The following is a 25,741-nucleotide window of genomic DNA, read 5'->3' on the forward strand; positions in this document are numbered from 1 at the left end:
TGTGGGGGGTGGGGGGGGGGGGGGGGGGGGGGGGGAAGGAGCCTTTTTGTTTGGTGGGGGGGACAGGGGGGGGGGGGGGGGGGGGGGGCCCCCCCCCCCCCCCCCCCCCGGGCCGGCCCTTTGGGCCGGAGACCCTCCGCTGCGCTCCGGGTTCCCCAGCGCAGCGCGCTGGGGAAAGGGACCGCCTCGCTGCGCTCGGCGGGGGCGCTTCGCGCCCAAAAGCCGGCCCTACGGCCGGGTACCCTCCGCTTCGCTCCGGGTACCTGAGCGCTGCGCGCTCAGGACTGAACGGCCTCGCTGCGCTCGGCCGGGGCGCCTTCGGCGCCTGGCGCTCCGCTTCGCTCCAAGGCATAGCCGGCCTCCGGCCGGGAGTCCTTCGCTTCGCTCCGGACTGGTTCTGGTTCCGCTGCGCTCCACCAGAGTGGAGCCTGCTCCGCAGGCCCCGGGGCTCCCGCGCTGCGCGCGGGAGGTGACCCCGTTTCACGGGGTCCGGGCCTGCGGCCCGTTGGGTGGGTCCGCTCCGCTCCCCCACCCCTGGTCCTGTAGGCAGAGCCGGAAGGACCAGGCATGCTTCGCAGTCCTCGCAAGCAGCAGCCGCTACCCCCGCCTGGGGTCCCGGACCACCTTGCCGTTCTTCACGAAGAGCCTCACGCGTTGCTCATTGAAGTCCATCGTGACCATGCTGCCCTCGGGCACCGCATGGACCGTGATCTCCGGGAACTCCGCCCGGATCTGCTCGCGGGCCTCCTCAGCCGACTTCCCCATCAGCTCCGGCCACTCACTCTTCGCCACCACAAGCTCCTCCACGAGGGATCACAGGCCGCTGTCGATACCGGTCACGGCCGGCGGGCCGAGTGGGGCATCGGACTCTGAGAGGCCTGCCTCCTTCAGCGCTGCCGTGACGATCCGCATGGCATCGAGCTCCGCCTCGTACTTGTCCGGGGCCTCCACCTCAAGCCGAATGGAGAAGGTGCCGTCCTCGTTCAGCGTGAGGAGGCGCAGCCCCTCGTTCTCACTGACCTCCGTGTGTCGCGGGGCCAACTTCCGCTCGACGGCAAGAGGCACGGAAGCGGCAACATCCGACACGAACGTACCCGGGACCGTAATGACAAAGCTGGTCACGGCAACTCCTCACATAGAACAAAACTCCACTGCCACCCGGCTGCCCCCGATTCTTCCCAGTGAACTCGTCACATGCCATCTCGGACGCGAGGGCCAGCCCGCCCCACATCGCCGACACCAAAACGACCAACCAAGAGCCGCATGATCTGACTCAAAATGACAGTCGGATACAGACTTGAACTAACGGCTCATAGCGAGGAAACCCCGCCCCCTCTGTTGGTCCCAGGCGAGGCCGTGGGCAGAGCGGCCTTCCCTTTCAGGAACAGGACGGACTCCTGGGACAAGCCGAGGCCCAGGCCTACCCCGCGGCAGGATCAGCGCCTACCTGGGCCAGATCAGCACCACGACGGGCAGCGGCCACCTCCAGCGTCTGCAAGCCGATGTCGCCATTGCCCAGCAACTCGTCCAGGGCCTCGAAGAGCAGCTCGACAGCGAAGCCATCGACGACAGCTCGCCCACAGCCTCGGCTACGTCAGCGGCAAGAACCACGTCGGCTACCACCTTGCCGCCCATCTCGCCCTCCACCAGTACTTCACCGCAAACAGCCGGCCCGTGCCCCGCTTCCTCATGCTCGACCAGCCGACCCAGCCCTACTACCCCTCCGACATGGCCAAAGCACGAGGGCGGCTGGAAGACCTCGCCCTCGAGGAAGACCGCGTGACGGTCACCGGCCTCTTCCAGCTCATGCACCAGGTCGTCACCGAGCTGTCCCCCGGCTTCCAGATCATCGTCAGCGACCACGCCGACCTGCCACACCCCTGGTACCAGGAGGGACCTCCTCCGACACCGCGGCCATCCACACGGCGGCGACGGCACCGGCCAAGGTCGACCTGTACGGCCTGGCCACCGGGCTGCCCGTCGCGGTGGGGACCGTCACGATCCCGGCGGGGCAGAGCTACTACGGGACGTACGGGCGCAGTGTGCTGACCTTCGAGGGCAGCGGCTCCGCGGTCACCGGCTGGTTCCTGAACCGGCTCGCCGCGCCCTCTCGACCGCCTCCGGCTGTCCGGCGACCCCGGCCCGCCGTCGGATGTGATCTGAGTCACTTGGTGTCACACATTCCGTCCGCCCGGCGCCTTGTGCGTGAAACCCCGAGCGGACGGAGCAGAGACCATGACGAAGCACAGCAGCCGGACTGAGGTCATCGTGATAGGCGGCGGATACGCCGGAGTTCTCGCGGCCAACCGCCTGACCAGCCGCGACGACGTGGCCGTGACCCTCGTCAACCCGCGCTCGACCTTCGTCGAGCGAGTCCGCCTGCATCAGCTCGTGGCGGGGTCCGACGACGCGGTCGTCGAGTACAAGGACGTCCTGAGCGAGCAGGTCAAGCTCGTGGTCGACACCGCGACGGGCATCGACCGGCAGGCACGCACCGTCTCACTGGCCGACGGCGGCACCCTGGGGTACGACCACCTGATCTACGCAGTGGGCAGCGGCAGCGGTGCGCCGCAGGTTCCCGGCGCCGACAGGTTCGCCTACCCGATCGCGACCCTGGAGGAGGCCGAGCGGCTGCGCGAGGCCGTGGCCGCCGCGCCCGCCAGCGCGGCGCTCACGGTGGTCGGGGGCGGTGCCACGGGCATCGAGACCGCGGCCGAGCTCGCCGAGGCGGGCCGCAGCGTCACTCTCGTCTGTGGAGGTCAGCTCGGCGCTTACCTCCACGCGAACGGCCGCCGCTTCGTCGCCAAGCGGCTGGCGGCCCTCGGCGTGACCGTCCTCAACGGCCCCGGCACCAAGGCCGCGTCCGTGACGGCCGACGCCGTGCACCTCGCCGACGGCCGCGAGGTGCGCGGCCACCTGACCATCTGGGCCGCCGGCTTCGGCATTCCCGACCTGGCCGCCCGCAGCGGCCTCAGCACCGATGAGACGGGCCGTCTGCTCACCGACGAGACCTTGACCAGCATCGACGACGATCGCATCGTCGCCGCGGGGGACGCGGCCGCGCCCTCGGGCCGCTCTTTCCGGATGGGATGCCAGTCCGCCTCCCAGCTCGGCCCCCAGGCCGCCGACGCAGTGCTCCGCCGGATCGAGGGACGGCGGCCCGAAGCCGCCGGTGTCGACTTCCAAGGGCTGTGCGTCAGCCTCGGCCGCGGCGCGGGCATCTTCCAGTTCTCGCGCAAGGACGACACCGCCATCCGGTTCTACATCGGTGGCCGCACGGGCGCACGCGTGAAGGAGACCGTCGTCTCCCACACCGTCAAGCAGTTCTCCGCAGAGGCGCGCAAGGCGGGCGCACGCGCCCTGAAGGCCAAGGGCGACGCCCGGCAGCCGAGCGTCGAGGCCATGCCCGCGCAGGTGTCGTAGCCCCTGGATCAGGCGGCCCAGGTGCCACCCGCTCCCCCATGCACGGACCCGTGGGACGGACCGCGATGAAGGCAATGGAGGATTCGAGGATGCGAGACCACATCGATGACCCGGCGACCGACGCGTTCGTCGCCCACCGCAATCTGCTCTTCACCGTGGTGTACGAGATCCTCGGCTCGGCGACCGACGCCGAGGACGTCCTCCAGGAGACCTGGCTGCGCTGGGCCCAGGTCGATCTGGCACAGGTCAACGACCAGCGCGCGTACCTCGTCCGCGTGGCTACCCGGCGGGCGCTCGACCGGCTACGGGCCCTGCGGCGCCGCAAGGAAACATACGTCGGCTCCTGGCTGCCCGAGCCGCTGCTCACCTCGCCGGACGTCGCCGAGAACGTCGAGCTCGCCGAGAGCCTGTCCATGGCCGTGATGCTCGTCCTGGAGACCCTCTCGCCCACAGAGCGGGCGGTGTTCGTCCTGCGCGAGGTCTTCGACCTCGGCTACGACGAGATCGCGGAGGCGGTCGGCAAGACCCCCACCACGGTCCGCCAAATCGCCCACCGCTCCCGCAAACACGTCGACGCCCGGCGTCCTCGAGAAGTGGTCTCCCCAAGCCAGGTCCGGGCCGCCCTCGCGTCGTTCCAGCACGCCGTGGAGACCGGCGACCTTCAAGGCGTGCTCGACGTGCTCTCCCCCGACGTCGTCCTGATCAGCGACGGCGGCGGCGTCAGGAGCGCCGCGCTGCGGCCCGTCGAGGGCATCACGAAGGTGATCCAGCTCCTCTTGGTCGGCCTCGGCGACAAGGAAGGCACGCTCACCAGCGAGCCCACCACAGTCAACGGCGACCCGGCGCTCCTCCTGCGCATCGACGGCGAGATCGACAGCGTCATGGCGATCCGTCTCGAGGACGGCCTCGTCATCGGCATCTACTTCGTCCGCAACCCCGCCAAGCTCACCCACATCACCGACGCCACACCACTCACCCTGAACTGACATCAGAACGGCCACGGTCCCCGGCACGTGTAGAGCCTGTCGGACGCCGCGGTGCCGCGATCCGGTCGAGCCGCGCAGGAGGCGGGCACGAGGCGCGGACCCGGGGAGCACGGACGACGGGGACTCCGGCACCGGAAATTCGCGCCGGATGCGCCGCCGACACGCACATCGCTATAGGCCTGCTATGGGTTCGCCATATCGCCAAATTCCTTCAATTATCAAGGGTTGACACACTCACCGCACTCCACGCAGGATCGACGATGGGTAATCAAGGGGGTGCGCGTAAAACGATGGAGTGCTCAGCGACGACCATGACCGCATAACGGATCTGGCGAGCGTCCGGATGCGGTTTCGCAGCCGAGTTCGCCACCCCCGGTTCAGCCATGTACCCGCCGTTAACCATGTGCTCCTCATTCAGGTGCCCGTTTTCGCCTGGCGCGCTGCGGCGGTGGAGCTAATTAACTCGAAGGAATTATTTCCATGACGCCTGAAGCCACGCTCGCGCGATTCCGCGAATACATGGTGGGCCCCACCCGGTTCATGAACCTGCTCTCCTGCTTCGAGCTCGGCATCATCGACGGGCTCCGTGAGCGTCCGGGCCAGACGGCCGCCGAGCTCGGCACCGCGGCCGGGACCAAGCCGGACGCCGTGGAACAGCTCCTGCTGCTGCTGGTCAAGGAAGGCTTCGTCGCCCACGACGAGGGCTCGGGCACCTACTCCCTCGACGCGCTCGGAGGCATCTCCGAGGGCGACCTCGAGCACGTCATCGCCGGCATGCAGATGATCAAGGGCGCCGCGCTCCGGCAGCTGTACTACCTCACCGAGAGCGTGCGGACCGGCACCCTCGTCGGCCTGAAGGAGCTGTACGGGTTCGAGGGGAACCTGTACGACGCGATGGCCGAACACAAGGACCTGCGCGAGCCCTGGGCCAAGCTGATGAACAGCGAGACGACCCGCATCGACCCCTGGTTCTTCGACAACATCGACATTCCCGCCGGTTCCCAGGTACTCGACGTCGCCGGAAACACCGGGCTCGGGGCCATCCACACCTACAAGCTGAAGGCCTCGCCGGGGCTCCGGGTGACGACCTTCGACCTGCCTGACAACGAGAAGGAGTCCCTGGAGAACTTCCGGAAGCACGGTGTGGAGGAACACTGCTCGTTCATCGGCGGTGACGTCTTCGCGGAGGTTCCCAAGGGCTTCGACGTCGTGCTGATCAAGCACTTCCTGCCCATGTTCGACAAGAGCGACGTGTTCCGGATCCTTCAGGGCGTCAACCGGTCGCTGGAGATCGGCGGGCAGCTCAACATCCTGACGCCGGTGTACCCCGAGGACACCAAGAACTCCGACTTCCGCTCCATCGACTTCTTCCCCAGCTTCTTCCTGGGCTGCGCCATGGGCCAGGGCGGCCCGCAGAAGATGTCGACGTACCAGAGCTGGCTCGAGGAGTGCGGCTTCAAGGTCACCAAGGCGATCGCCGAGGAGGCCGCCAGCATGCCTCCGGAGGCCCTCCCCGTGGACGCCATCCTGTGCGCGACGAAGGTCGCCTGACCGGTCGCCGACACAGCGCGGCCGGCGGTCACGGTCCAGCCGTGGGCCGGGGACTGGTATGCCAGTCCCCGGCCCGTTCGGCGTGCGCCCGTCGGCCGAAAGCGCCGCTGGAGGCGTGCTCGAGAAGTCGACCGGAGCGGACGGCCGACCTTGATCGACGCTTCGGCCACGGCATAGCGTCAGCGCGGTGGATACGATGCACCGGCCCGCTGCGCGGGTCATCTGCCTTGACGCTTCCTACCGTCTGCTCCTGCTGCGCTGGCGGGATCCGGCTGACGGAACGTCGGTGTGGGGGCCGCCAGGAGGCGGCATGGAGCCCGGCGAGACGCCGCTGGCGACGGCCCGACGCGAGCTGATGGAGGAAACCGGACTGGATCCGGCCGCGGTTCTCGAGGGGTCGGTTCCCGTGGAGGTCGACGCGCGGTGGAACGGCAAGCACTACATAGGCACGGAGCAGTTCTTCCTCGCGCACTTCGCCGGTGACCGGCCGCCCCTGGTTCGGACCGGCCTCCTGCCCTACGAGCAGGACAACTTGGACGAGCACGCCTGGATCCCGTGGTCGGACCTGGACTCGTTGCCGCACCGGATCGTGCCTCCCCGGCTCCTGTCGGTGCTGGAAGCCCTGCTGCCGGCCGGACCCTGGAGCGACCGTGAAGCCCGGAACGCCGACGTAGGCCGGCTCGAGAGCCCCTCATGACATCGGACGCCGAATCGACGGATACGAGCCGTCATCCTGTACGCCTTAAATGATTCTCCAGTCTCCGTACCGTTCTTGCATTCACGTGGAGACCCACTCAATTTTCGTTGAAGGAACGAGCCCCTCCGCTGGAGGTACCGCTAGCGTGCCAGATCGCCGAAGACTTTCCACTATGGGGAGTACTCGACGACTAACGGAGGAAGCCATGGACATTCAGCTTCTGGGTCCGCTGTGTGCCGCCGTGAACGGGGGGTCGATCGTCCCGACCGCTGGAAAGCCCCGGCAGATATTCGCGCTGCTCGCTTTGCACCCAGGCCGCATTGTGCCCGTTCCGACGCTGATGGAGGAAATTTGGGGGACGGAACCGCCGCCTAGTGCGATGACGACGCTGCAGACGTACATCATGCAACTGCGCAGACGCCTCGGCACCGCGATGGGGCCCGATGGCCCGGGCGAGGCGAAGAACGTGCTGGCCACCCGGTACGGCGGATACCTGCTGCAGGTGCCGCCGGAGTCCGTGGACGTGTACACCTACGACCGGCTGGTCTCCGAGGGCCAGGAGGCCTTCGAACAGGGCGATGACGAACGGGCCGCCCGCCTGTTCCGGAAGGGCCTGGGCCTGTGGCAAGGGTCCGCGCTGGTGGACCTACGGCTCGGTCCGATCCTGGAGATCGAGGTCATGCGCCTCGAGGAGTCCCGGCTGGTGACCGTGGAGCGGCGGATCGACGCGGACCTGCGGCTCGGCCGGCACGCCGAACTCGTCGTCGAGCTCACCGACCTGATCGCCCGCCACCCCCAGCACGAGGGCCTCCACGCGCAGGCGATGCTGGCCCTGTACCGGTCGGGCCGGCAGGCTTCCGCCCTCGACGTCTACCGCAAGCTGCGGGGGCGGCTCATCGAAGAGCTCGGTGTGGACCCCTCGCCGCAGTTGCAACGCCTGCACCAGGCCATGCTCTCGGTCGACCCCGAACTCGAAGTGGTGGCCGGTCCGCGACGCGGCTCCACGTTCAACCGGTACGCGGCCTAATACACCTTGATCAATTGACACCCTGTCAAGTAAGGCCGGATTCGGACAGACCGCCGAAGCGGGCGGTCCAGAAAACAACCAGCTCAGGGAAGGAATCCTTGGGCAGTGCTCTCGCCTCAAAGGAGGTCCAGTTCAGTGACCAGCCAGGTCAGTAGCCCAGCCAAACAGTCCGACGGGGCCGAAGGCACGGTCGTCGGCGAGCAGCGGACACCCCCGGGCCCGAACGGCACACCCGAAGACCACGTGGATCACGTGGATCACGTGGATCACGTGGTCCACGGCGGGGGTCAGGGCGGGAAGGAAGTGCGCCGACTCGATCGGGTGATCATCCGTTTCGCGGGTGACTCCGGTGACGGTATGCAGCTCACCGGTGACCGCTTCACCTCGGAAACCGCCTCCTTCGGCAACGACCTCTCCACGCTGCCGAACTTCCCGGCCGAGATCAGGGCACCCGCCGGCACCCTCCCGGGCGTCTCCTCCTTCCAGCTGCACTTCGCCGACCACGACATCCTGACGCCGGGCGACGCCCCCAACGTCCTGGTGGCGATGAACCCGGCAGCACTGAAGGCCAACATCGCGGACGTGCCGCGCGGCGCGGAGATCATCGTCAACACCGACGAGTTCACCAAGCGCCCGATGGCCAAGGTCGGCTACGAAACCTCCCCGCTGGAGGACGGCTCACTGGAGGCCTACAACGTCCACCCGGTGCCGCTGACCACCCTCACCGTCGAGGCCCTCAAGGACTTCGGGCTGTCCCGCAAGGAGGCCGAGCGCAGCAAGAACATGTTCGCGCTCGGGCTGCTGTCCTGGATGTACCACCGGCCCACCGAGGGCACCGAGAACTTCCTGCGGCAGAAGTTCGCGAAGAAGCCCCAGATCGCGGAAGCGAACGTCACCGCGTTCCGGGCCGGCTGGAACTTCGGCGAGACCACCGAGGACTTCGCCGTCTCCTACGAGGTGGCCCCCGCCACCCGCGCCTTCCCCACCGGCACCTACCGCAACATCTCCGGGAACCTCGCCCTGTCCTACGGGCTCATCGCCGCAGGCCAGCAGGCCGATCTGCCGATCTACCTCGGCTCCTACCCGATCACCCCCGCCTCCGACATCCTGCACGAGCTGTCGAAGCACAAGAACTTCGGCGTCCGCACGTTCCAGGCCGAGGACGAGATCGCCGGCATCGGTGCGGCGCTGGGTGCGGCCTTCGGTGGCGCGCTCGGCGTGACCACCACCTCCGGCCCCGGCGTGGCCCTGAAGTCGGAGACGATCGGGTTGGCGGTCTCCCTGGAGCTGCCGCTGCTGATCGTGGACATCCAGCGCGGCGGCCCCTCGACCGGTCTGCCGACCAAGACGGAACAGGCCGACCTGCTCCAGGCCATGTACGGGCGCAACGGCGAGGCCCCGGTACCGATCGTGGCCCCGCGCACCCCGGCGGACTGCTTCGACGCCGCCCTGGACGCGGCCCGGATCGCGCTGACCTACCGGACCCCGGTCTTCCTGCTCTCCGACGGCTACCTCGCCAACGGCTCCGAACCCTGGCGGATCCCGGACGTCGCGGACCTGCCCGACCTGAAGGTGCGGTTCGCTGCCGGCCCCAACCATCAGCTCGCGGACGGCACCGAGGTCTTCTGGCCGTACAAACGCGATCCGCAGACCCTGGCCCGCCCCTGGGCGGTCCCCGGCACGCCGGGACTGGAACACCGGATCGGCGGCATCGAGAAACAGGACGGCACGGGCAACATCTCCTACGACCCGGCCAACCACGAGTTCATGGTCCGCACCCGCCAGGCCAAGATCGACGGCATCCAGGTCCCCGACCTCGAGATCGACGACCCCGACGGCGCACGCACCCTGGTGATCGGCTGGGGCTCGACGTACGGGCCGATCACGGCCGCCGTACGCCGCCTGCGGCTCGCCGGACTCCCCATCGCCCAGGCCCACCTGCGCCACCTCAACCCCTTCCCCAGGAATCTGGGCGAGGCCCTGAAGCGCTACGACAAGGTAGTGGTGCCTGAGATGAACCTCGGGCAGCTCGCGACCCTCCTGAGGGCGAAGTACCTGGTCGACGCGGCGGCGTACAACCAGGTCAACGGCATGCCGTTCAAGGCCGAGCAGCTCGCCAACCATCTCAAGGAGGCCATCAATGACTGAGGTGACCGACAGCCCTTCCCTGCTCTCCCTGGTCCCCAAGGCCGAGGGCCGGCAGTCGATGAAGGACTTCAAGTCGGACCAGGAAGTCCGCTGGTGCCCCGGCTGCGGCGACTACGCCGTGCTCGCCGCCGTCCAGGGCTTCATGCCGGAACTGGGCCTGGCGAAGGAGAACATCGTCTTCGTCTCCGGGATCGGCTGCTCCTCACGCTTCCCGTACTACATGGACACCTACGGGATGCACTCCATCCACGGCCGCGCCCCGTCCATCGCCACCGGGCTCGCCACCTCGCGCCGCGACCTGTCGGTCTGGGTGGTCACCGGTGACGGGGACGCGCTCTCCATCGGCGGAAACCACCTGATCCACGCCCTGCGACGGAACGTCAACCTCAAGATCCTGCTGTTCAACAACCAGATCTACGGGCTGACCAAGGGCCAGTACTCCCCCACCTCCGAGGTCGGCAAGATCACCAAGTCGACCCCGATGGGCTCGCTCGACGCGCCCTTCAACCCGGTCTCACTGGCGATCGGCGCGGAGGCCTCCTTCGTGGCCCGCACCGTCGACTCCGACCGCAAACACCTCACCGAAGTGCTGCGCGCCGCGGCCGCCCACGAAGGCACCGCACTGGTGGAGATCTACCAGAACTGCAACATCTTCAACGACGGCGCCTTCGAAGCCCTCAAGGACCACGAGCAGGCCCAGGAAGCCGTGATCCGCCTCGAGCACGGTCAGCCGATCCGCTTCGGCGTCGACAACGCCAAGGGCGTAGTACGCAACACGGCCACCGGAGACCTGGAGGTCGTCACCGTGACCCCGGACAACGAATCCCGGATCCTGGTCCACGACACCTCCTCGGCCTCCCCGACCAACGCGTTCGCACTGTCCCGACTGGCCGACCCGGACACCCTGCACCAGACACCCATCGGGGTGTTCCGCAACGTCCGCCGACCCGTCTACGACACGCTCATGGCCGAGCAACTCGAGACGGCCGTCGACCGCAACGGAAAAGGTGACCTCGGCGCGCTGCTCACCGGGAACGACACCTGGACCGTCGTCGGCTGATTCCCCCACCGCCGGGCGGGCCCACACCGGCCCCCTTCGAAGCCCGGACCCGCAGGGAGGGTCCGGGCTTCGTCGTGTCCGGAGCCGCCGGACGGCAGCTTCCGCCCCGCCCTGGGCCCATCGGCAGGAGTCCTCAGCCACCCTCGAGCCGCACTCCAGCCTGTCCGGCGATCCTCGAACCCCGCTCAGCATGCTTGGGGCGGAGGTCGAGGAGGATGCCATGACGGACGAACAGCCAATACGACTCCACTGTTTCGCGCACTCCGCGGAGGGCGTCTCCATTTTCCGCAACTGGGCGGGAAGCGTCGGCCCCGGCGTGGAGCCGGTCCCAGCCCTCCTGCCCGGCAGCGAAGGCCGCCGCTCCGAGCCGCGGGTGACCACGCGTGAGGCACTCCTCGCCGATCTGCTGCCCCGGTTCTCCGACCCGCACGCGGCCCCGTACGTCCTGTACGGTCAGGGCCTCGGCGCGATGGTCGCCTTCACCCTGACGCGCGCCCTGCACGAAGCCGGCCTGCCCGGCCCCGCGCTGCTGGCCGTCGGTGCATGCCCGCCCCCGCACGTGCCCTCCGACCTGCCCGACGCGCGGGGGACCACGGACGCCGAACTGCTGAGCATCCTGGGCGGCAACGGCGCCGTACCGCCCCGCAGCGACGAAGGAATCTGGCTCCGGGCCATGCTGCCGTTGCTCCGCGTCGACCTGGAGCTCGCCCAGTCACTGGAAGAGGCCGCCCGCAGGCCCGCCCCGGCAGGACCGCTCACCACCCCGATACTCGCCGTCGCCTCACAGGGCAACCCCCTGGCCCCGCCCAAGATCGCCGACGGCTGGCGGCTCTGGACCGAGGGCCCCGCCTGGCTGCGCGTGGTTCCCGGCCATCACTACTTCACAGACGGGCGTGAACTGCCCCGTCTCCTGGGCCGGGCCTGCCGCATCACGCGCCGCCTCGTCCGGGAGCCCGAGCCCGTCGGCTGAACCCGTACTCCGGCGGTCCCGTCCCGTCGTCTGAATTCTGTTCGCGTCCCCGGCGGCGCATGTGAGGAGAGGTGTGCAGATGTCTGCTGAGCACGCGGCCAAGGCGACGCACAAAGTCCATGTGACCGCGCCCGCCGGTGTGGTCTACGGACTGATCGCCGACGCGGTCAAGTGGCCCCTCTACTTCTCCCCGAACGCCCATGTGGAGCAGCTGGAGTTCGACGGCGAACGGGAGCGGCTGCGGATGTGGTCCCTCATGGATGGCCAGCTGAAGTCGTGGATCTCGTGGCGGCACCTGGACCCGGTGGAGCGCCGCGTGGAATTCCGAACGGAGCTGCCCGCGTCCCCGATGGACTCCGTGGCCGGCGCCCTGACCGTACGTGCCCGCGGCCCGCACGACACCGAGCTGGAGCTGCTGTACGACTTCAGCGTCGCGGGCGATGTGCCCGACGACGTGGCGTGGGCGAACCGGGCCACCGCCGGAGCCATCTGTGCCCAGCTCGCCGACGTGAAGGCCTTCGCCGAGCGCTGGACGCGCCTGGACGAACTGCTCCTGTCCTTCGAGGAAGCCGTGCGCGTCAACGGCCCGGCCGAGCTGGTCTACGACTTCCTCTACCGGGCCGGGGACTGGCCCGGGCTGGTACCGCAGGTGGCCCGGGTCGACCTCACCGAGGACTCTCCCGGGGTGCAGCGCATGACCATGGAGACCTTGACCGAGCACGGCTCGCACACCACCGATTCGGTGCGGCTCTGCTTCCCGCACGCGGGGCGCATCGTCTTCAAGCAGACGACGACTCCCCCCCTGCTGGAGGCCCACACCGGCGAATGGTTCGTCGCCCCGGACGAGACGGGGGTGACCGTGTTCGCGCAGCACAACGTCGTGCTGCGCGAGGAGAACATCACCGCCGTACTGGGCGAGCACGCCGATCTCGCGCACGCCCGCCGGCACGTTCGCGAGGCACTCGGCCGCAGCAGCCTGGGCCTGCTGGCCCAGGCCAAGAAGCACGCGGAGAGCGCCGTCCGGGTGCTGTGACGGCGACGGGCCGCAGCTGCCCGCCCGACGCCTTTGACCTGCTGTGACGACGGCTCGTACCCCCTCCGCGAGGCCGCTGTGCCCCACCGGGCGGAGCGGTGGGTCCGCAGGGCTCTCGCACTGCTTGGGCGCGGCTGCACAGCCGCTTGGGAAATCGGGCTTCGGGTGCGAACTCCCACTAGCGTGCTGAACCCGACCGTTGTGGATACGTGCGGACCAGGAGGACTCATGGAACCGTCCGACCCGCACGCAACGAGCGGGAGCCGCCGCGCATGCGAATCCAGCAGCCAGAGAGAGGAGAGAGGGGCTTCCGCCGGCCAGGGCGGACCGCACGTCCCTGAACGCGCATGACTGATGCCCGCTCCTCGCACGCGGCGATCTCCGTGGTGGTCGCACCCGGGGCTCCGCCGCACACCGCGCCCTGGGACCTCGAGTTGCGTGGACCGATCGACCCCGTCGCGCTGGAAGACGTACTGGGTGGGTTCGCCTCCGGCGACCCGGACCGGTCCGGCTGGCACCACCGGCTGGTGCGGCACGGCCCCGACCACCACACGCTGCGTCTGACGGCGACCGGGGACGATTCCGCCGCTTCCGCCGTGGGTCGCATCGCCGATCTGGTCACCGAGCGGGCCGACGCCGACCGCCCGCTCACCCCGGCCCAGTGCGCCGTCCTCGCGCACGGCGGGGCGCACCGCCACAGGGCGATGTTCATCGAAACGGCTGCTCCGCTGGATGCGGACGCGGTGCGCGAAGCGCTGCGCTCGGTCTTCGCCGCCCACCCGCACCTGCGCTTGCGTCTCGACGCCGTCGGCTCCCTGCTGACCGGGGAGGGGGCCGCGGGCTGCGAGATGGACCCGGTGGTGGAGGCCGAGTTCACCGACGAGGCCGGCTTCGCCGCGGCCGTCTCATCGGCCGGCAGCACCCTCGACGCGTACGCCGGCGTCCAGCTGCGGGCCCTGCTCGCGCGGGACCGCCGTCCGGCCGGGCCGCGCGCCGACCGGCTCGCCGTGATCGCCCACGAGCTCACAGTGGACCCTGCGTCCTGGCGCATCCTGTTCGACGACCTGAACGCCGCCCTCGGCACGAGCCCGACCGGGGTCGCGGTACGGCCGGAGCGCGTGCCGGACGGCCTGGCCGGGTGGGTCGCCGAACTGCGGGAGCTGGCCCACGACCCTGCCGAGGTCCGGCACTGGACGGCCGTCGCCAACCGCCGGTCCCGGACCGCCGGCTCCCTCCGGTCTCCTCGGCTGACCCCGTCGGGCGCCATGTCCGCCGCCTCGGCCGATGCGGCGGACACCGGGCCGGACGAGGCCGGGCACACCGGCTTCGCCCTGGGCAAGGCTGCGACCGAGCGGATCGTCCACAGGCTGGCGCGGCGACTCGGGCTGCCGGCCGGACAGCTGTTGACCGGCGTGTTCGCCCTGGCCCTCGCCCGCTGGCAGGGCATCGGCGAAGTGGGCTTCGACGTACTCAGCGACCCCCGGGCCGGCCGCCAGAGCCTGCGCCGCCACGTGGGCCGCCTCGCCGATCCGTACCCGGTCCACTTCACGCTGAACCGCGACCTCGCCACCCTGGGGCAACTGGCCGCGCTGGCCGGTCCGCTGGCCGCCAGCGCCGGCCGCGCCGCGGGCGGTGCGGGCTTCGGTGCATGCCGCGAGTGGAGTCCCGACCCGCTGCTGCGCGGTGTCCTACGCGCGATGGAGCCCGCCCAGGCCCAAGTGACCCTGTACAGCCCGGGCGAGACGCTGTTGGGCTCCGCCCGGCCCGTAGCAAGCGCACAGGACTCCCCCGCGCACCGGGTGGACGCGCACATCCAGGTCGTCGGCGGCAGGCTGCACGTCGCCCTGGACCGGGTGCCCGGCCACGCCGAAGGCATCTCGCAGAGCTCCGTGGGCGCCCTCCGGGACCTGCTGCGGGGCGTGCTGGAGGAGCTGGCCGAGGTGTCCACCGCCCCGATCCCGTCCACCTTCCGGGCCACGCCCCAACAGTCGCGGCTGCACACGGGCGGCGACGGGCAGCCCGGCACCGGCCTCCACGTCGAGCAGCTCGTATGGGCCTGGCACGGCCCCCTCGACATCGAGCGCTTCACCGCGGCATGGCAGTCGGTTTTCGACCGCGAGGCGGTGCTGCGCACCGCGTTCACCGGCGGTCCCGAACCGCAGCTCATGGTGCACGGCCGGGTCACGCCCGAGGTCACCCATCAGGTCTTCCGTGCCGACGACTGGTCAGATCTCCTGGAGCGCGACCGGCTGCGCGGCTTCGACCTGCGCTGCCCCGGAGCGCTGCGCCTCACGCTGTTGGAAGGGGAGGAGATCCTGCCCACCGGCGGCCCTGCGCCCACCCGGATCCTGCTCACCTACCACCGGGCCCTGCTCGACAGCTGGAGCGCGCACATCCTGCTGCGCGAGTTCTACCAGGCTTACCTGGCGGGGGGCACCCTGCCCGGTGGCGAGCGACGCCCCAACCTGTCCGACTACACCGCCTGGATCGAGGCCCAGGACGTGGAACCCGCCCGGGAGTTCTGGGCGCACTCCGCGCCGCCCGACGACGCGGCGTCCAGCCCAGGCCTGCCCTCCGGGGGCACCGGGGGTACCGGGGGCACCGGGGCCACCGGAGTCGGCCGCACCCGGCTACGCCTGAACCCGGCGGAGACCGACCGCCTGGCGCGCTGGGCGGGCAACTGGGGCACCACGGAGAGCAGCGTGCTGCAGGCCGTCTGGGCGATGCTGATCTACCGGGCTTCCGGCGCCACCGGACCCGCACCGGTCCGCTTCTCGGTGACCGTCTCGGGGCGGGGCATACCGCTCGACGGCGTGGACCGCATGCCGGGGCCGCTGCGCAACCCGCTGCCGATGTCCGTGGAGGTGGACCCGCAGGGCACCGTACCGAGCCTGCTGCTCCAACTCCGTGACCGGGTCCTGGACATCGCCGCCTACGAATGGATCCCCGACGCCTGGATCCGTACCTGGGGCCGACGCGACCCGGACGCCGGGCCCACCGACACCGTCGTCGTCTTCGAGGATCCGCCGCAGCCGGTGGAGGGCCTGGTGGACTCGCTCGCCGTCCATGGCATCCAGGCCGGGTGGCCGAGCACCATTCCGGCCCGTTCCATGCTGCCCATCGGGCTGTTCGCCCAGCACGACCGTGCGGGCGGCCTGGTTCTCACCGGGGTGCACGACCGGGCCCTGCTCGGTGAGGAGGAGGCCGCCGAACTACTGGTGCAGAGTGCGCTGCTGCTGCGCGAGCTCCCTTCGTGGTCGGGTGATGCCACCACCGTCGCGGAGATCCTGAAGCTCCTCGAGGGCAGAGCGGTACCCCGCATGGCCCAGCTCCTGGGGGCGGACCGGGACAACCCCGTGGTCACCCTGCGCGCCGCGGGCCGGGAGCAGGCGGGCACGATCTGCCTGGTCCCGCCGCCGGGTACGCCGGCCGGCTGCTACGACCTGCTGGCCCGCACCTATTCGGGGCCCGAGGAGCTGCTGGTGCTCACGGTCGACGGCGACGGCGGGCCACTCCCCGGCCTGCCCGATCTGGCCGCGCTCGGCGCCGGGCGGCCCCTGCTGCTCGGCGGATTCTCCGGGGCCGGCTCGCTCGCCTGCGATATCGCACGGAGGATCGCGGCGGACGGCGGGCGGCCGCCGCGGGTGGTGCTCGCCGGCGCGGTGTCCGCAGACGAGCGGGAACGCGCCCTGGATCTGGCCCGGGCCCTCCACGACGCCGTCTCACCCGACGGCTGATGCCGGGGAAGGCCCCTCCTCGGAGGGGCCTTCCCCAGTGGTGCTCCGCCGCTCTTCGAGCGTGCCTCGTTCGCGGTTTCGGATCTTAACTGTGGCAACGGGTGACCTCGCCCGGTCGCTGACGCCGTTTTTCACCTTGGGCCTCAACCACCTGGAGAGACATGTCCCGTCGCCTGTTCACCTCGGAGTCCGTGACCGAGGGACACCCTGACAAGATCGCCGACAGGATCAGCGACACCATCCTCGACGCGCTGCTGAGCCAGGACCCGACCTCTCGCGTCGCGGTGGAAACCCTGATCACCACGGGGCAGGTACACATCGCAGGCGAGGTCACCACCCAGGCCTACGCTCCGATCGCCCAGCTGGTGCGCGACGCCATCCTCGACATCGGTTACGACTCCTCGGCCAAGGGCTTCGACGGCGCCTCCTGCGGCGTGTCGGTGTCGATCGGCGCGCAGTCCCCGGACATCGCGCAGGGTGTCGACACCGCGTACGAGAAGCGGGTCGAGGGCGCCACCGCGGGTGCGGAGGAGGACGAGCTCGACAAGCAGGGCGCCGGCGACCAGGGCCTGATGTTCGGGTACGCGAGCGATGAGACGCCGAACCTGATGCCGCTGCCCATCGAGCTGGCCCACCGGTTGTCGCGCCGCCTCACCCAGGTCCGCAAGGACGGCACGGTCCCCTACCTGCGCCCCGACGGCAAGACCCAGGTCACCATCGAGTACGACGGCGACCGGGCGGTGCGTCTGGACACGGTCGTGGTCTCCACGCAGCACGCGTCCGACGTCGACCTGGACTCGCTGCTCACCCCCGACATCCGCGCGGAGGTGGTCACTCACGTCCTCGACCAGCTCGCCGAGGACGGCATCAAGCTGGAGACCGAGGGGTACCGGCTGCTGGTCAACCCGACCGGCCGTTTCGAGATCGGCGGCCCGATGGGCGACGCCGGCCTGACCGGCCGCAAGATCATCATCGACACCTACGGCGGCATGGCCCGTCACGGTGGCGGTGCCTTCTCGGGCAAGGACCCGTCCAAGGTCGACCGCTCCGCCGCATACGCCATGCGCTGGGTCGCCAAGAACGTGGTCGCCGCCGGTCTGGCCTCGCGCTGCGAGGTCCAGGTCGCGTACGCGATCGGCAAGGCCGAGCCCGTCGGCCTCTTCGTCGAGACCTTCGGCACGCACAAGGTCGACGTCGAGAAGATCGAGGACGCCATCGCCGAGGTCTTCGACCTGCGTCCGGCCGCGATCATCCGCGACCTCGACCTGCTCCGCCCGATCTACGCCCAGACCGCCGCCTACGGCCACTTCGGCCGCGAGCTGCCGGACTTCACCTGGGAGCGCACCGACCGCGCCCAGCAGCTCAAGGCAGCCGCGGGCATCTGAGCCCGACACCTGTACGGCCGGGCCCGGCGCTCGCGGCCGACGGAGCACAAAACCGGCGATCAGCGACCGAAGGAGTACCCGTGCCCATCGCAGTGACAGGATCCATAGCCACCGACCATCTCATGGTCTTTCCCGGCCGGTTCGTGGACCAGCTGCTCCCCGACCAGCTCGCGCACGTCTCGCTCTCCTTCCTCGTCGACCAGCTCGAAGTACGCCGAGGAGGGGTGGCGGCCAACATCGCCTTCGGCCTCGGCGGCTTCGGGCTGTCCCCGCTGCTGGTCGGGGCGGTCGGCACGGACTTCGCCGAGTACGAGGTCTGGCTGAAGGAGCATGGCGTCGACACCGGCGGAGTGCGGGTCTCCTTCGAACGGCAGACCGCCCGCTTCATGTGCATAACCGACGAGGACTCCAACCAGATCGCCGCGTTCTACGCGGGTGCGATGGCGGAGGCGCACGACATCGATCTGCGGGCCCTGGTCGCCGGTACCGAACGCCCCGAGCTGCTCCTGGTCTCGCCCAACGATCCGTCGGCCATGCTGCGCCACACCGCCGAGTGCCGGGCCCTCGGCATCCCCTTCGCGGCCGACCCTTCGCAGCAGCTGGCCCGCCTGGACGGGGGCCAGGTCCGTGACCTGGTGGACGGCGCCACCTGGCTGTTCACCAACGAGTACGAGGCCGCGCTGCTGCGGGAGCGTACGGGCTGGAGCCGCGACGAGATCCTCGCAGCCGTAGGCACTTGGGTCACCACCCTGGGCGAGAAGGGGGTGCGCATCGAGAGCGCCGGACTGGCCACCCTCACCGTCCCGGCGGTCCCCGACATCAAGACGACCGACCCGACCGGTGTGGGCGACGCCTTCCGCGCCGGCTTCCTGGCCGCCGTCAGCCACCGGGTACCTCTGGAATCCGCAGCCCGCCTCGGTTGCGCGCTGGCCTCCGTGGCCCTCGGTGCGGTGGGTTCGCAGTCCTACGAGACCGACCTGACCCAGTTGTCCGCCATCGTCGAGCAGGCTTACGGTCCCGGTGCCGCCGAGCCGCTCGCGCCCGTCCTCGGGACACTGTCATGAGCTCCGCCGCACAGGCCCGCGCCGATGCCCTCCGAGAGGCGCTGGCGACCCGCGTGGTCGTCGCCGACGGAGCCATGGGAACGATGCTCCAGGCGCAGGATCCGACCATGGACGACTTCGAACAGCTCGAGGGCTGCAACGAGATCCTCAACGTCACCCGCCCCGACATCGTCCGCACGGTGCACGAGGCGTACTTCTCTGTGGGTGTCGACTGCGTCGAGACCAATACCTTCGGCACCAACTACGCGGCCCTGGCCGAGTACGACATCGCCGGCCGCAATCTCGAGCTGTCGGTGGCCGGTGCCCGGATCGCGCGTGAGGTCGCGGACGAGTTCACCGCTTCGACGGGGCAGCAGCGCTGGGTGCTGGGGTCCATGGGACCGGGCACGAAGCTGCCGACGCTGGGCCACATCGACTACGCGACCATCCGCGATGCCTACCAGATCAACGCCGAAGGCCTGATCACCGGCGGCGCGGACGCCCTGCTCGTGGAGACCAGCCAGGACCTGCTGCAGACCAAGTCCTCCATCGTCGGTGCCCGCCGCGCCATGGAGGCCCTCGGGATCTCCGTCCCGCTGATCTGCTCGGTCACCGTCGAGGCCACGGGGACGATGCTGCTCGGTTCGGAGATCGGCGCCGCGCTGACCGCGCTGGAGCCGCTCGGGATCGACATGATCGGCCTGAACTGCGCCACCGGTCCGGCGGAGATGAGCGAGCACCTGCGTCATCTGGCACGCAACTCCCGCATCCCCCTCTCCTGCATGCCCAACGCCGGCCTGCCGGTCCTGACGAAGGACGGCGCGCACTACCCGCTCTCCGGGAGCGAGCTGGCCGACGCCCAGGAGACCTTCGTCCGCGACTACGGGCTGTCGCTGGTCGGCGGCTGCTGCGGTACGACTCCCGAGCACCTGCGCCAGGTCGTGGAGCGGGTGCGGGGCACGGAGATCACGGTGCGGGAGCCGAGCCCCGAGCCGGGTGCGTCCTCGCTGTACCAGACGGTGCCGTTCCGTCAGGACATCTCGTTCATGGCGATCGGTGAGCGGACGAACGCGAACGGGTCGAAGAAGTTCCGCGACGCGATGCTGGAAGCGCGCTGGGACGACTGTGTGGAGATGGTCCGCGACCAGATCCGCGAGGGCGCGCACATGCTCGACCTGTGCGTGGACTACGTCGGCCGTGACGGCGTCGCGGACATGCGCGAGCTCGCCGGCCGTTTCGCGACCGCCTCCACGCTGCCGATCGTCCTGGACTCCACCGAGGTTCCCGTGCTGCAGGCCGGGCTGGAGAAGATCGGCGGCCGTGCCGTCATCAACTCGGTGAACTACGAGGACGGCGACGGTCCCGAGTCCCGTTTCGCGAAGGTCACCGGGCTGGCCCGGGAGCACGGCGCCGCGCTGATCGCGCTGACCATCGACGAGGAGGGCCAGGCCCGCACCGTCGAGCACAAGGTCGCCATCGCCGAGCGGCTCATCGAGGACCTGACCGGGAACTGGGGGATCCTCGAGTCCGACATCCTCATCGACACCCTGACCTTCACCATCTGCACCGGCCAGGAAGAGTCCCGCAAGGACGGCATCGCCACGATCGAGTCGATCCGTGAGCTCAAGCGCCGCCACCCCGACGTCCAGACGACCCTGGGCCTCTCCAACATCTCCTTCGGCCTCAACCCGGCCGCCCGCGTCCTGCTGAACTCGGTCTTCCTCGACGAATGCGTCAAGGCGGGCCTGGACTCGGCGATCGTGCACGCCTCCAAGATCCTGCCGATCGCCCGGTTCGACGACGAGCAGGTCGGCACGGCACTGGATCTGATCTACGACCGGCGCGCCGAGGGCTACGACCCGCTGCAGAAGCTGATGGCCCTCTTCGAGGGCGTCAACACCAAGTCGATGAAGGCCGGCCGCGCCGAGGAACTCCTCGCCCTGCCCCTCGACGAGCGCCTGCAGCGCCGCATCATCGACGGCGAGAAGAACGGCCTGGACGCCGACCTCGACGAGGCCCTCCAGACCCGCCCCGCGCTCGACATCGTCAACGACACCCTGCTGGAGGGCATGAAGGTCGTCGGCGAGCTGTTCGGCTCCGGCCAGATGCAGCTGCCCTTCGTCCTCCAGTCCGCCGAAGTCATGAAGACCGCGGTGGCCCACCTGGAACCGCACATGGAGAAGTCGGACGACGAGGGCAAGGGCACCATCGTCCTGGCCACCGTCCGCGGCGACGTCCACGACATCGGCAAGAACCTCGTCGACATCATCCTCTCCAACAACGGCTACAACGTGGTCAACATCGGCATCAAGCAGCCGGTCTCCGCGATCCTCGAAGCCGCGCAGGAACACAAGGCCGACGTGATCGGCATGTCCGGTCTGCTGGTCAAGTCCACGGTGATCATGAAGGAGAACCTGGAGGAGCTCAACCAGCGCAAGCTGGCAGCCGACTACCCGGTGATCCTCGGCGGCGCCGCCCTCACCCGCGCCTACGTCGAACAAGACCTCCACGAGATCTACGAGGGCGAGGTCCGCTACGCCCGCGACGCCTTCGAGGGCCTGCGCCTCATGGACGCCCTCATCGCCGTCAAGCGCGGAGTCCCCGGCGCCAGCCTCCCCGAACTCAAGCAGCGCCGCGTCAAGCCCACGGCGAGCATCGTGGTCGAGGAACGGCCCGAAGAGCCGGGCGGCCCGTCCGACGTGGCCACCGACAACCCCGTCCCCACTCCGCCGTTCTGGGGCACCCGCGTCATCAAGGGAATCCCGCTCAAGGACTACGCCTCCTGGCTCGACGAAGCAGCGCTGTTCAAGGGCCAGTGGGGCCTCAAGCAGGCCCGCAAGGGCGACGGGCCGACCTCTGAGGAGCTCGTGGAGACCGAGGGGCGCCCCCGGCTGCGCGGCTGGCTCGACAAGCTGCACACCGAGAACCTCCTCGAAGCCGCCGTCGTACAGGGGTACTTCCCCTGCGTCTCCAAGGGCAACGACCTGATCCTGCTGGACGAACACGGATCCGAGAAGACGCGCTTCACCTTCCCGCGCCAGCGCCGCGGCCGCCGCCTGTGCCTCGCGGACTTCTTCCGCTCCGAGGAGTCCGGCGAGACCGACGTGGTCGGCCTCCAGGTCGTCACCGTCGGCTCGAAGATCGGCGAGGCCACCGCCAAGCTGTTCGAGGCCAACTCCTACCGCGACTACCTCGAGCTGCACGGCCTGTCCGTCCAGCTCGCCGAGGCACTCGCCGAGTACTGGCACGCCCGGGTCCGCGGTGAGCTCGGTATCTCCCAGGCCGACCCGGCCACCGTCGACGGCATGTTCCGCACGGAGTACCAGGGCTGCCGCTACTCCCTCGGGTACCCGGCCTGCCCCGATCTCGCGGACCGGGCGAAGATCGCCCACCTGCTGCAGCCCGAGCGCATCGGCGTCCACCTCTCGGAGGAGTTCCAGCTCCACCCCGAGCAGTCCACCGACGCGATCGTGCTCCACCACCCCGAGGCCAGCTACTTCAACGCCGGAGGCCGCGAGTGACCACGTTGCGCGACATCCTCGACCGGGAGGACCCGTCCTTCTCGTTCGAGTTCTTCCCGCCGAAGACCGAGGCCGGAGCCCGGTCGCTGCGGCAGACGATCCGCCAGATCGAAATGCTGGCACCGGCCTTCGTATCGGTCACCTATGGTGCGGGCGGCAAATCCAGGGACCGCACCGTCGAGGTGACCAAGTGGATCGCGGCCGAGACGATGCTGCGCCCCGTCGCCCATCTGACCGCCGTCGGCCATTCGGTGGCCCAGCTGCGGCACATCATCGGCCAATACGCCGATGCCGGAGTGCGCGACGTCCTCGTCCTGCGGGGCGACCCGCCCGGGGACCCGAACGCTCCCTGGACCCCGCACCCCGACGGCTTCACCCACGCCCACGAGCTGGTGCGCCTGGTGAAGGAGTCGGGAGACTTCAGCGTCGGGGTGGCCGCCTTCCCCGAGCGCCATCCGCGTTCACCGGACTGGGACAGCGACATCCGGCACTTCGTGGCCAAGTGCCGGGCGGGCGCCGACTATGCGATCACCCAGATGTTCTTCGACGTCGAGGACTATCTGCGGCTGCGCGACCGGGTGAGCGCAGCAGGCTGTGACACCCCGATCATCCCGGAGATCATGCCGGCCACCGATGTCCGCCAGATCTCCCGCTTCGCCGAACTCAGCGATGCCGCTTTCCCCGAGGAACTGGCCCACCGCCTGGACGCCGCGCGCGACGACCCCGCCGAAGGGCACCGCATCGGGGTCGCGTACGCCACCGCCATGGCCGATCGGCTCCTTGCCGAAGGCGCCCCCGGACTGCACTACATCACGCTCAACCGCTCGACGGCGGCGCTCGAGATCCACCGGAACGTACTGAACTCAAGGAGCACCCAGCATGTCCTCGCAGCCCACCACTGACTTCACGGACTTCAAGGTCGCCGACCTGTCCCTTGCCTCTTTCGGGCGCAAGGAGATCACCCTCGCCGAGCACGAGATGCCCGGGCTGATGTCGATCCGCCGGGAGTACGCCGACGCACAGCCGCTGGCCGGCGCCCGGATCACCGGTTCGCTGCACATGACCGTGCAGACCGCCGTGCTGATCGAGACCCTCGTCGCCCTCGGCGCCGAGGTCCGCTGGGTGTCGTGCAACATCTTCTCCACGCAGGACCACGCGGCGGCCGCCATCGCGGTGGGCCCGAACGGCACCGTGGACAACCCGCAGGGCGTCCCGGTATTCGCCTGGAAGGGCGAGACGCTGGAGGAGTACTGGTGGTGCACGGAGCAGGCGCTGACCTGGCCGGGCGCGAGCGGCCCGAACATGATCCTGGACGACGGCGGTGACGCCACCCTCCTGGTCCACCAGGGCCTCGAGTACCAGAAGGCCGGCCTGGTGCCCGACCTGTCGACCGCGGAGAACGATGAGCACCGCGTCATCCTCGAGCTGCTCCACAACACCACCCTGGACTGGTCCCAGGTGGCGTCCGAGATCCGTGGTGTCACCGAGGAGACCACGACCGGTGTGCACCGCCTGTACGAGATGAACCGCGAGGGCAGGCTGCTGTTCCCGGCGATCAACGTGAACGACGCCGTGACGAAGTCGAAGTTCGACAACAAGTACGGCTGCCGCCACTCCCTGATCGACGGCATCAACCGCGCCACCGACGTCCTCATCGGCGGCAAGACGGCCGTGGTCTTCGGCTACGGCGACGTCGGCAAGGGCTCCGCCGAGTCCCTCCGCGGCCAGGGCGCCCGCGTCATCGTCACCGAGATCGACCCGATCTGCGCCCTCCAGGCCGCGATGGACGGCTACCAGGTCGCGACCCTCGAGGACGTCGTCGAGACGGCCGACATCTTCATCACGACCACGGGCAACAAGGACATCATCATGGCCGCCGACATGGCCAAGATGAAGCACCAGGCCATCGTGGGCAACATCGGCCACTTCGACAACGAGATCGACATGGCCGGTCTCGCGCAGATCGAGGGCATCGTCAAGGACGAGGTCAAGCCGCAGGTCCACACCTGGAAGTTCCCCGACGGCAAGGTCCTCATCGTCCTGTCCGAGGGCCGGCTGCTGAACCTGGGCAACGCCACGGGCCACCCGTCCTTCGTGATGTCGAACTCCTTCGCGGACCAGACCCTGGCCCAGATCGAGCTCTTCACCAAGCCGGAGGAGTACCCCACCGACGTCTACGTGCTCCCCAAGCACCTCGACGAGAAGGTGGCCCGCCTCCACCTCGACGCCCTCGGCGTCCGCCTGACCACCCTGCGCCCGGAGCAGGCCGACTACATCGGCGTCAAGGCCGAAGGCCCGTACAAGCCCGACCACTACCGCTACTGACCGGTCCGACTCGCAGAAGTTGGCGGGATCGGCACGGCCGCGCCGTGGCGATCCTCGAGTCATCCGCGACCAGAGCTTGAAAGCCTGTACAGGCAACTACGAGCGACGGCTGGAGGATCTGAAATGAAACGGTTGCTGCGTGGTGGTCGGCGAGTGCTGATGGACTACTGCGTGGGGCCGGTCTGGCGGGCTCTCGTGGCCTTCGGATCAGCCTGGGTGGGCCCCGTGGCCTATCACCAGGCGATACGGTCGCCCTGGTCGAGTGCGCGCTCTTTGGACGTGTTCACGTGGTACGCCCCGGCGGGGCTGCAGTTGCTGCCGCCGGGGATGGGCGGACCGCCGCCCGCCCATCCCGAGCGTCTGCGCGAGGACGTTCCCCTCTCCGAGGAGGAACTGCTGCTCGCCCGCGAGCTGTGGCCGGCGCAGTACGCCCAGCGGCGCGCCCCCGGCGCAGGTTGACCAGAGCTCGAGCGGGCGGTGGGAAGCTTGCTCAAGCGGTATCGAGAGCACAGGGTTCCGCATCCCGCACCGCAGTGGCGACGGCCGCGGCCGCGGCCGCGCCCCGAGGAGGCCCGGCCGCGGCCCGCGACGGGCCCGTGGAAGAAGACCGGTCACGCCCGCATCGGGCGGACCGTCGAGGGCTCCCACCGCCGTCCGCGGCCGTACGACGCCGTGGGGCGGTTCTTCAGCAATGCACGTGCGCAGTTCCCGCAGGGACGTGGGGGGGGGGGGGGGGGGGCCCCCCCCCCCCCCCCCCCCCCCCTCCCCTCCACCCCCCCCCCCCCCCCCCCCCCCCCCCCCCCCACCCCCCCCAACACTGGTTCGTCAGCGGGGT

19 protein-coding genes are annotated in these 25,741 nt (G+C 69.7%); 17 read left to right on the forward strand and 2 right to left on the reverse strand.

What is annotated here, in order from left to right; genetic code table 11:
• Positions 1-597: 597 nt before the first annotated feature.
• Both ACFRU2_RS30030 and ACFRU2_RS30035 read right to left on the reverse strand, forming a co-directional pair.
• On the reverse strand, positions 598-792 hold the full coding sequence (locus tag ACFRU2_RS30030) for a serine protease inhibitor (protein WP_382977870.1): 195 nt from the start codon (positions 790-792) through the stop codon (positions 598-600).
• A 21-nt stretch (positions 793-813) separates the two neighbouring features.
• Positions 814-1,122 carry a hypothetical protein gene (locus ACFRU2_RS30035; RefSeq protein ID WP_382977872.1) on the reverse strand — a complete coding sequence of 103 codons (309 nt, stop codon included), beginning with the start codon at positions 1,120-1,122 and terminating at the stop codon, positions 814-816.
• 156 nt (positions 1,123-1,278) lie between these two features.
• Between ACFRU2_RS30035 and ACFRU2_RS30040 the strand changes: the two genes are divergently transcribed.
• The 17 genes from ACFRU2_RS30040 to ACFRU2_RS30120 all read left to right on the forward strand — a co-directional run bounded on the left by ACFRU2_RS30040 (position 1,279) and on the right by ACFRU2_RS30120 (position 25,365).
• Positions 1,279-2,049 carry a DUF3732 domain-containing protein gene (locus ACFRU2_RS30040; protein WP_382977875.1) on the forward strand — a complete coding sequence of 257 codons (771 nt, stop codon included), beginning with the start codon at positions 1,279-1,281 and terminating at the stop codon, positions 2,047-2,049.
• A gap of 186 nt (positions 2,050-2,235) precedes the next feature.
• Positions 2,236-3,423, forward strand: coding sequence for an NAD(P)/FAD-dependent oxidoreductase (locus ACFRU2_RS30045; protein WP_382977878.1), 1,188 nt, complete (start codon positions 2,236-2,238; stop codon positions 3,421-3,423).
• Positions 3,424-3,512: 89 nt separating this feature from the next.
• The gene (locus ACFRU2_RS30050; RefSeq protein ID WP_382977880.1) at positions 3,513-4,409 is read left to right on the forward strand and encodes an RNA polymerase sigma-70 factor; all 897 of its coding nucleotides are present in this window, start codon (positions 3,513-3,515) and stop codon (positions 4,407-4,409) included.
• A gap of 480 nt (positions 4,410-4,889) precedes the next feature.
• Positions 4,890-5,960 (forward strand): methyltransferase, encoded by a 1,071-nt coding sequence (locus ACFRU2_RS30055; protein ID WP_382977882.1) that lies wholly within the window; start codon positions 4,890-4,892, stop codon positions 5,958-5,960.
• A 196-nt stretch (positions 5,961-6,156) separates the two neighbouring features.
• A complete protein-coding gene (locus ACFRU2_RS30060) occupies positions 6,157-6,657 on the forward strand; it encodes an NUDIX domain-containing protein (RefSeq protein WP_382978290.1) in 501 nt (166 codons plus the stop codon).
• Positions 6,658-6,862: 205 nt separating this feature from the next.
• Positions 6,863-7,684 carry a BTAD domain-containing putative transcriptional regulator gene (locus tag ACFRU2_RS30065; protein ID WP_382977885.1) on the forward strand — a complete coding sequence of 274 codons (822 nt, stop codon included), beginning with the start codon at positions 6,863-6,865 and terminating at the stop codon, positions 7,682-7,684.
• A 135-nt stretch (positions 7,685-7,819) separates the two neighbouring features.
• Entirely contained in the window at positions 7,820-9,832 is a 2,013-nt protein-coding gene (locus ACFRU2_RS30070) for a 2-oxoacid:acceptor oxidoreductase subunit alpha (RefSeq protein ID WP_382977888.1), read from the forward strand.
• Entirely contained in the window at positions 9,825-10,892 is a 1,068-nt protein-coding gene (locus ACFRU2_RS30075; RefSeq protein ID WP_382977891.1) for a 2-oxoacid:ferredoxin oxidoreductase subunit beta, read from the forward strand. Before ACFRU2_RS30070 ends, ACFRU2_RS30075 begins: the two co-directional genes overlap by 8 nt.
• Positions 10,893-11,112: 220 nt before the next feature.
• A complete protein-coding gene (locus ACFRU2_RS30080) occupies positions 11,113-11,862 on the forward strand; it encodes a thioesterase II family protein (RefSeq protein ID WP_382977894.1) in 750 nt (249 codons plus the stop codon).
• A gap of 79 nt (positions 11,863-11,941) precedes the next feature.
• Positions 11,942-12,895, forward strand: a complete 954-nt coding sequence (locus ACFRU2_RS30085) for an aromatase/cyclase (RefSeq protein WP_382977896.1) — start codon at positions 11,942-11,944, stop codon at positions 12,893-12,895.
• A 347-nt stretch (positions 12,896-13,242) separates the two neighbouring features.
• Positions 13,243-16,632: a condensation domain-containing protein gene (locus ACFRU2_RS30090; RefSeq protein WP_382977899.1), complete on the forward strand. Its 3,390-nt coding sequence runs from the start codon at positions 13,243-13,245 to the stop codon at positions 16,630-16,632.
• Between the two features lie 161 nt (positions 16,633-16,793).
• Positions 16,794-18,017 (forward strand): methionine adenosyltransferase, encoded by a 1,224-nt coding sequence (metK, locus tag ACFRU2_RS30095; protein ID WP_382977902.1) that lies wholly within the window; start codon positions 16,794-16,796, stop codon positions 18,015-18,017.
• A gap of 80 nt (positions 18,018-18,097) precedes the next feature.
• Positions 18,098-19,081, forward strand: coding sequence for a carbohydrate kinase family protein (locus tag ACFRU2_RS30100; RefSeq protein WP_382977905.1), 984 nt, complete (start codon positions 18,098-18,100; stop codon positions 19,079-19,081).
• On the forward strand, positions 19,078-22,581 hold the full coding sequence (metH, locus tag ACFRU2_RS30105) for a methionine synthase (protein ID WP_382977908.1): 3,504 nt from the start codon (positions 19,078-19,080) through the stop codon (positions 22,579-22,581). Before ACFRU2_RS30100 ends, metH begins: the two co-directional genes overlap by 4 nt.
• Positions 22,578-23,483 carry a methylenetetrahydrofolate reductase [NAD(P)H] gene (gene metF / locus ACFRU2_RS30110; protein ID WP_382977910.1) on the forward strand — a complete coding sequence of 302 codons (906 nt, stop codon included), beginning with the start codon at positions 22,578-22,580 and terminating at the stop codon, positions 23,481-23,483. Before metH ends, metF begins: the two co-directional genes overlap by 4 nt.
• The gene (gene ahcY / locus ACFRU2_RS30115; RefSeq protein WP_382977913.1) at positions 23,461-24,906 is read left to right on the forward strand and encodes an adenosylhomocysteinase; all 1,446 of its coding nucleotides are present in this window, start codon (positions 23,461-23,463) and stop codon (positions 24,904-24,906) included. The genes metF and ahcY overlap by 23 nt, the downstream gene beginning before the upstream one ends.
• 159 nt (positions 24,907-25,065) lie before the next feature.
• Complete coding sequence (locus ACFRU2_RS30120; protein ID WP_382978293.1) at positions 25,066-25,365, forward strand: DUF6059 family protein; 300 nt, start codon at positions 25,066-25,068, stop codon at positions 25,363-25,365.
• Positions 25,366-25,741: the final 376 nt, after the last annotated feature.

Origin of the sequence: Streptomyces sp. NPDC056883 (assembly GCF_042788835.1) — a bacterium.
Lineage (GTDB): Bacteria > Actinomycetota > Actinomycetes > Streptomycetales > Streptomycetaceae > Streptomyces > Streptomyces stoeckheimensis.

Excerpts from the sequence above, each read along its gene's own strand:
- ACFRU2_RS30065 (WP_382977885.1), top strand. The coding sequence starts at position 6,863 with ATGGACATTCAGCTTCTGGGTCCGCTGTGTGCCGCCGTGAACGGGGGG.
- ACFRU2_RS30085 (WP_382977896.1), top strand. The coding sequence starts at position 11,942 with ATGTCTGCTGAGCACGCGGCCAAGGCGACGCACAAAGTCCATGTGACC.
- metH (WP_382977908.1), top strand. The coding sequence starts at position 19,078 with ATGAGCTCCGCCGCACAGGCCCGCGCCGATGCCCTCCGAGAGGCGCTG.
- ACFRU2_RS30120 (WP_382978293.1), top strand. The coding sequence starts at position 25,066 with ATGGACTACTGCGTGGGGCCGGTCTGGCGGGCTCTCGTGGCCTTCGGA.
- metK (WP_382977902.1), top strand. The coding sequence starts at position 16,794 with ATGTCCCGTCGCCTGTTCACCTCGGAGTCCGTGACCGAGGGACACCCT.
- ACFRU2_RS30075 (WP_382977891.1), top strand. The coding sequence starts at position 9,825 with ATGACTGAGGTGACCGACAGCCCTTCCCTGCTCTCCCTGGTCCCCAAG.
- ACFRU2_RS30045 (WP_382977878.1), top strand. The coding sequence starts at position 2,236 with ATGACGAAGCACAGCAGCCGGACTGAGGTCATCGTGATAGGCGGCGGA.
- ACFRU2_RS30055 (WP_382977882.1), top strand. The coding sequence starts at position 4,890 with ATGACGCCTGAAGCCACGCTCGCGCGATTCCGCGAATACATGGTGGGC.
- ACFRU2_RS30060 (WP_382978290.1), top strand. The coding sequence starts at position 6,157 with ATGCACCGGCCCGCTGCGCGGGTCATCTGCCTTGACGCTTCCTACCGT.
- ACFRU2_RS30080 (WP_382977894.1), top strand. The coding sequence starts at position 11,113 with ATGACGGACGAACAGCCAATACGACTCCACTGTTTCGCGCACTCCGCG.
- ACFRU2_RS30090 (WP_382977899.1), top strand. The coding sequence starts at position 13,243 with ATGACTGATGCCCGCTCCTCGCACGCGGCGATCTCCGTGGTGGTCGCA.
- ACFRU2_RS30050 (WP_382977880.1), top strand. The coding sequence starts at position 3,513 with ATGCGAGACCACATCGATGACCCGGCGACCGACGCGTTCGTCGCCCAC.
- ACFRU2_RS30040 (WP_382977875.1), top strand. The coding sequence starts at position 1,279 with ATGACAGTCGGATACAGACTTGAACTAACGGCTCATAGCGAGGAAACC.
- ahcY (WP_382977913.1), top strand. The coding sequence starts at position 23,461 with ATGTCCTCGCAGCCCACCACTGACTTCACGGACTTCAAGGTCGCCGAC.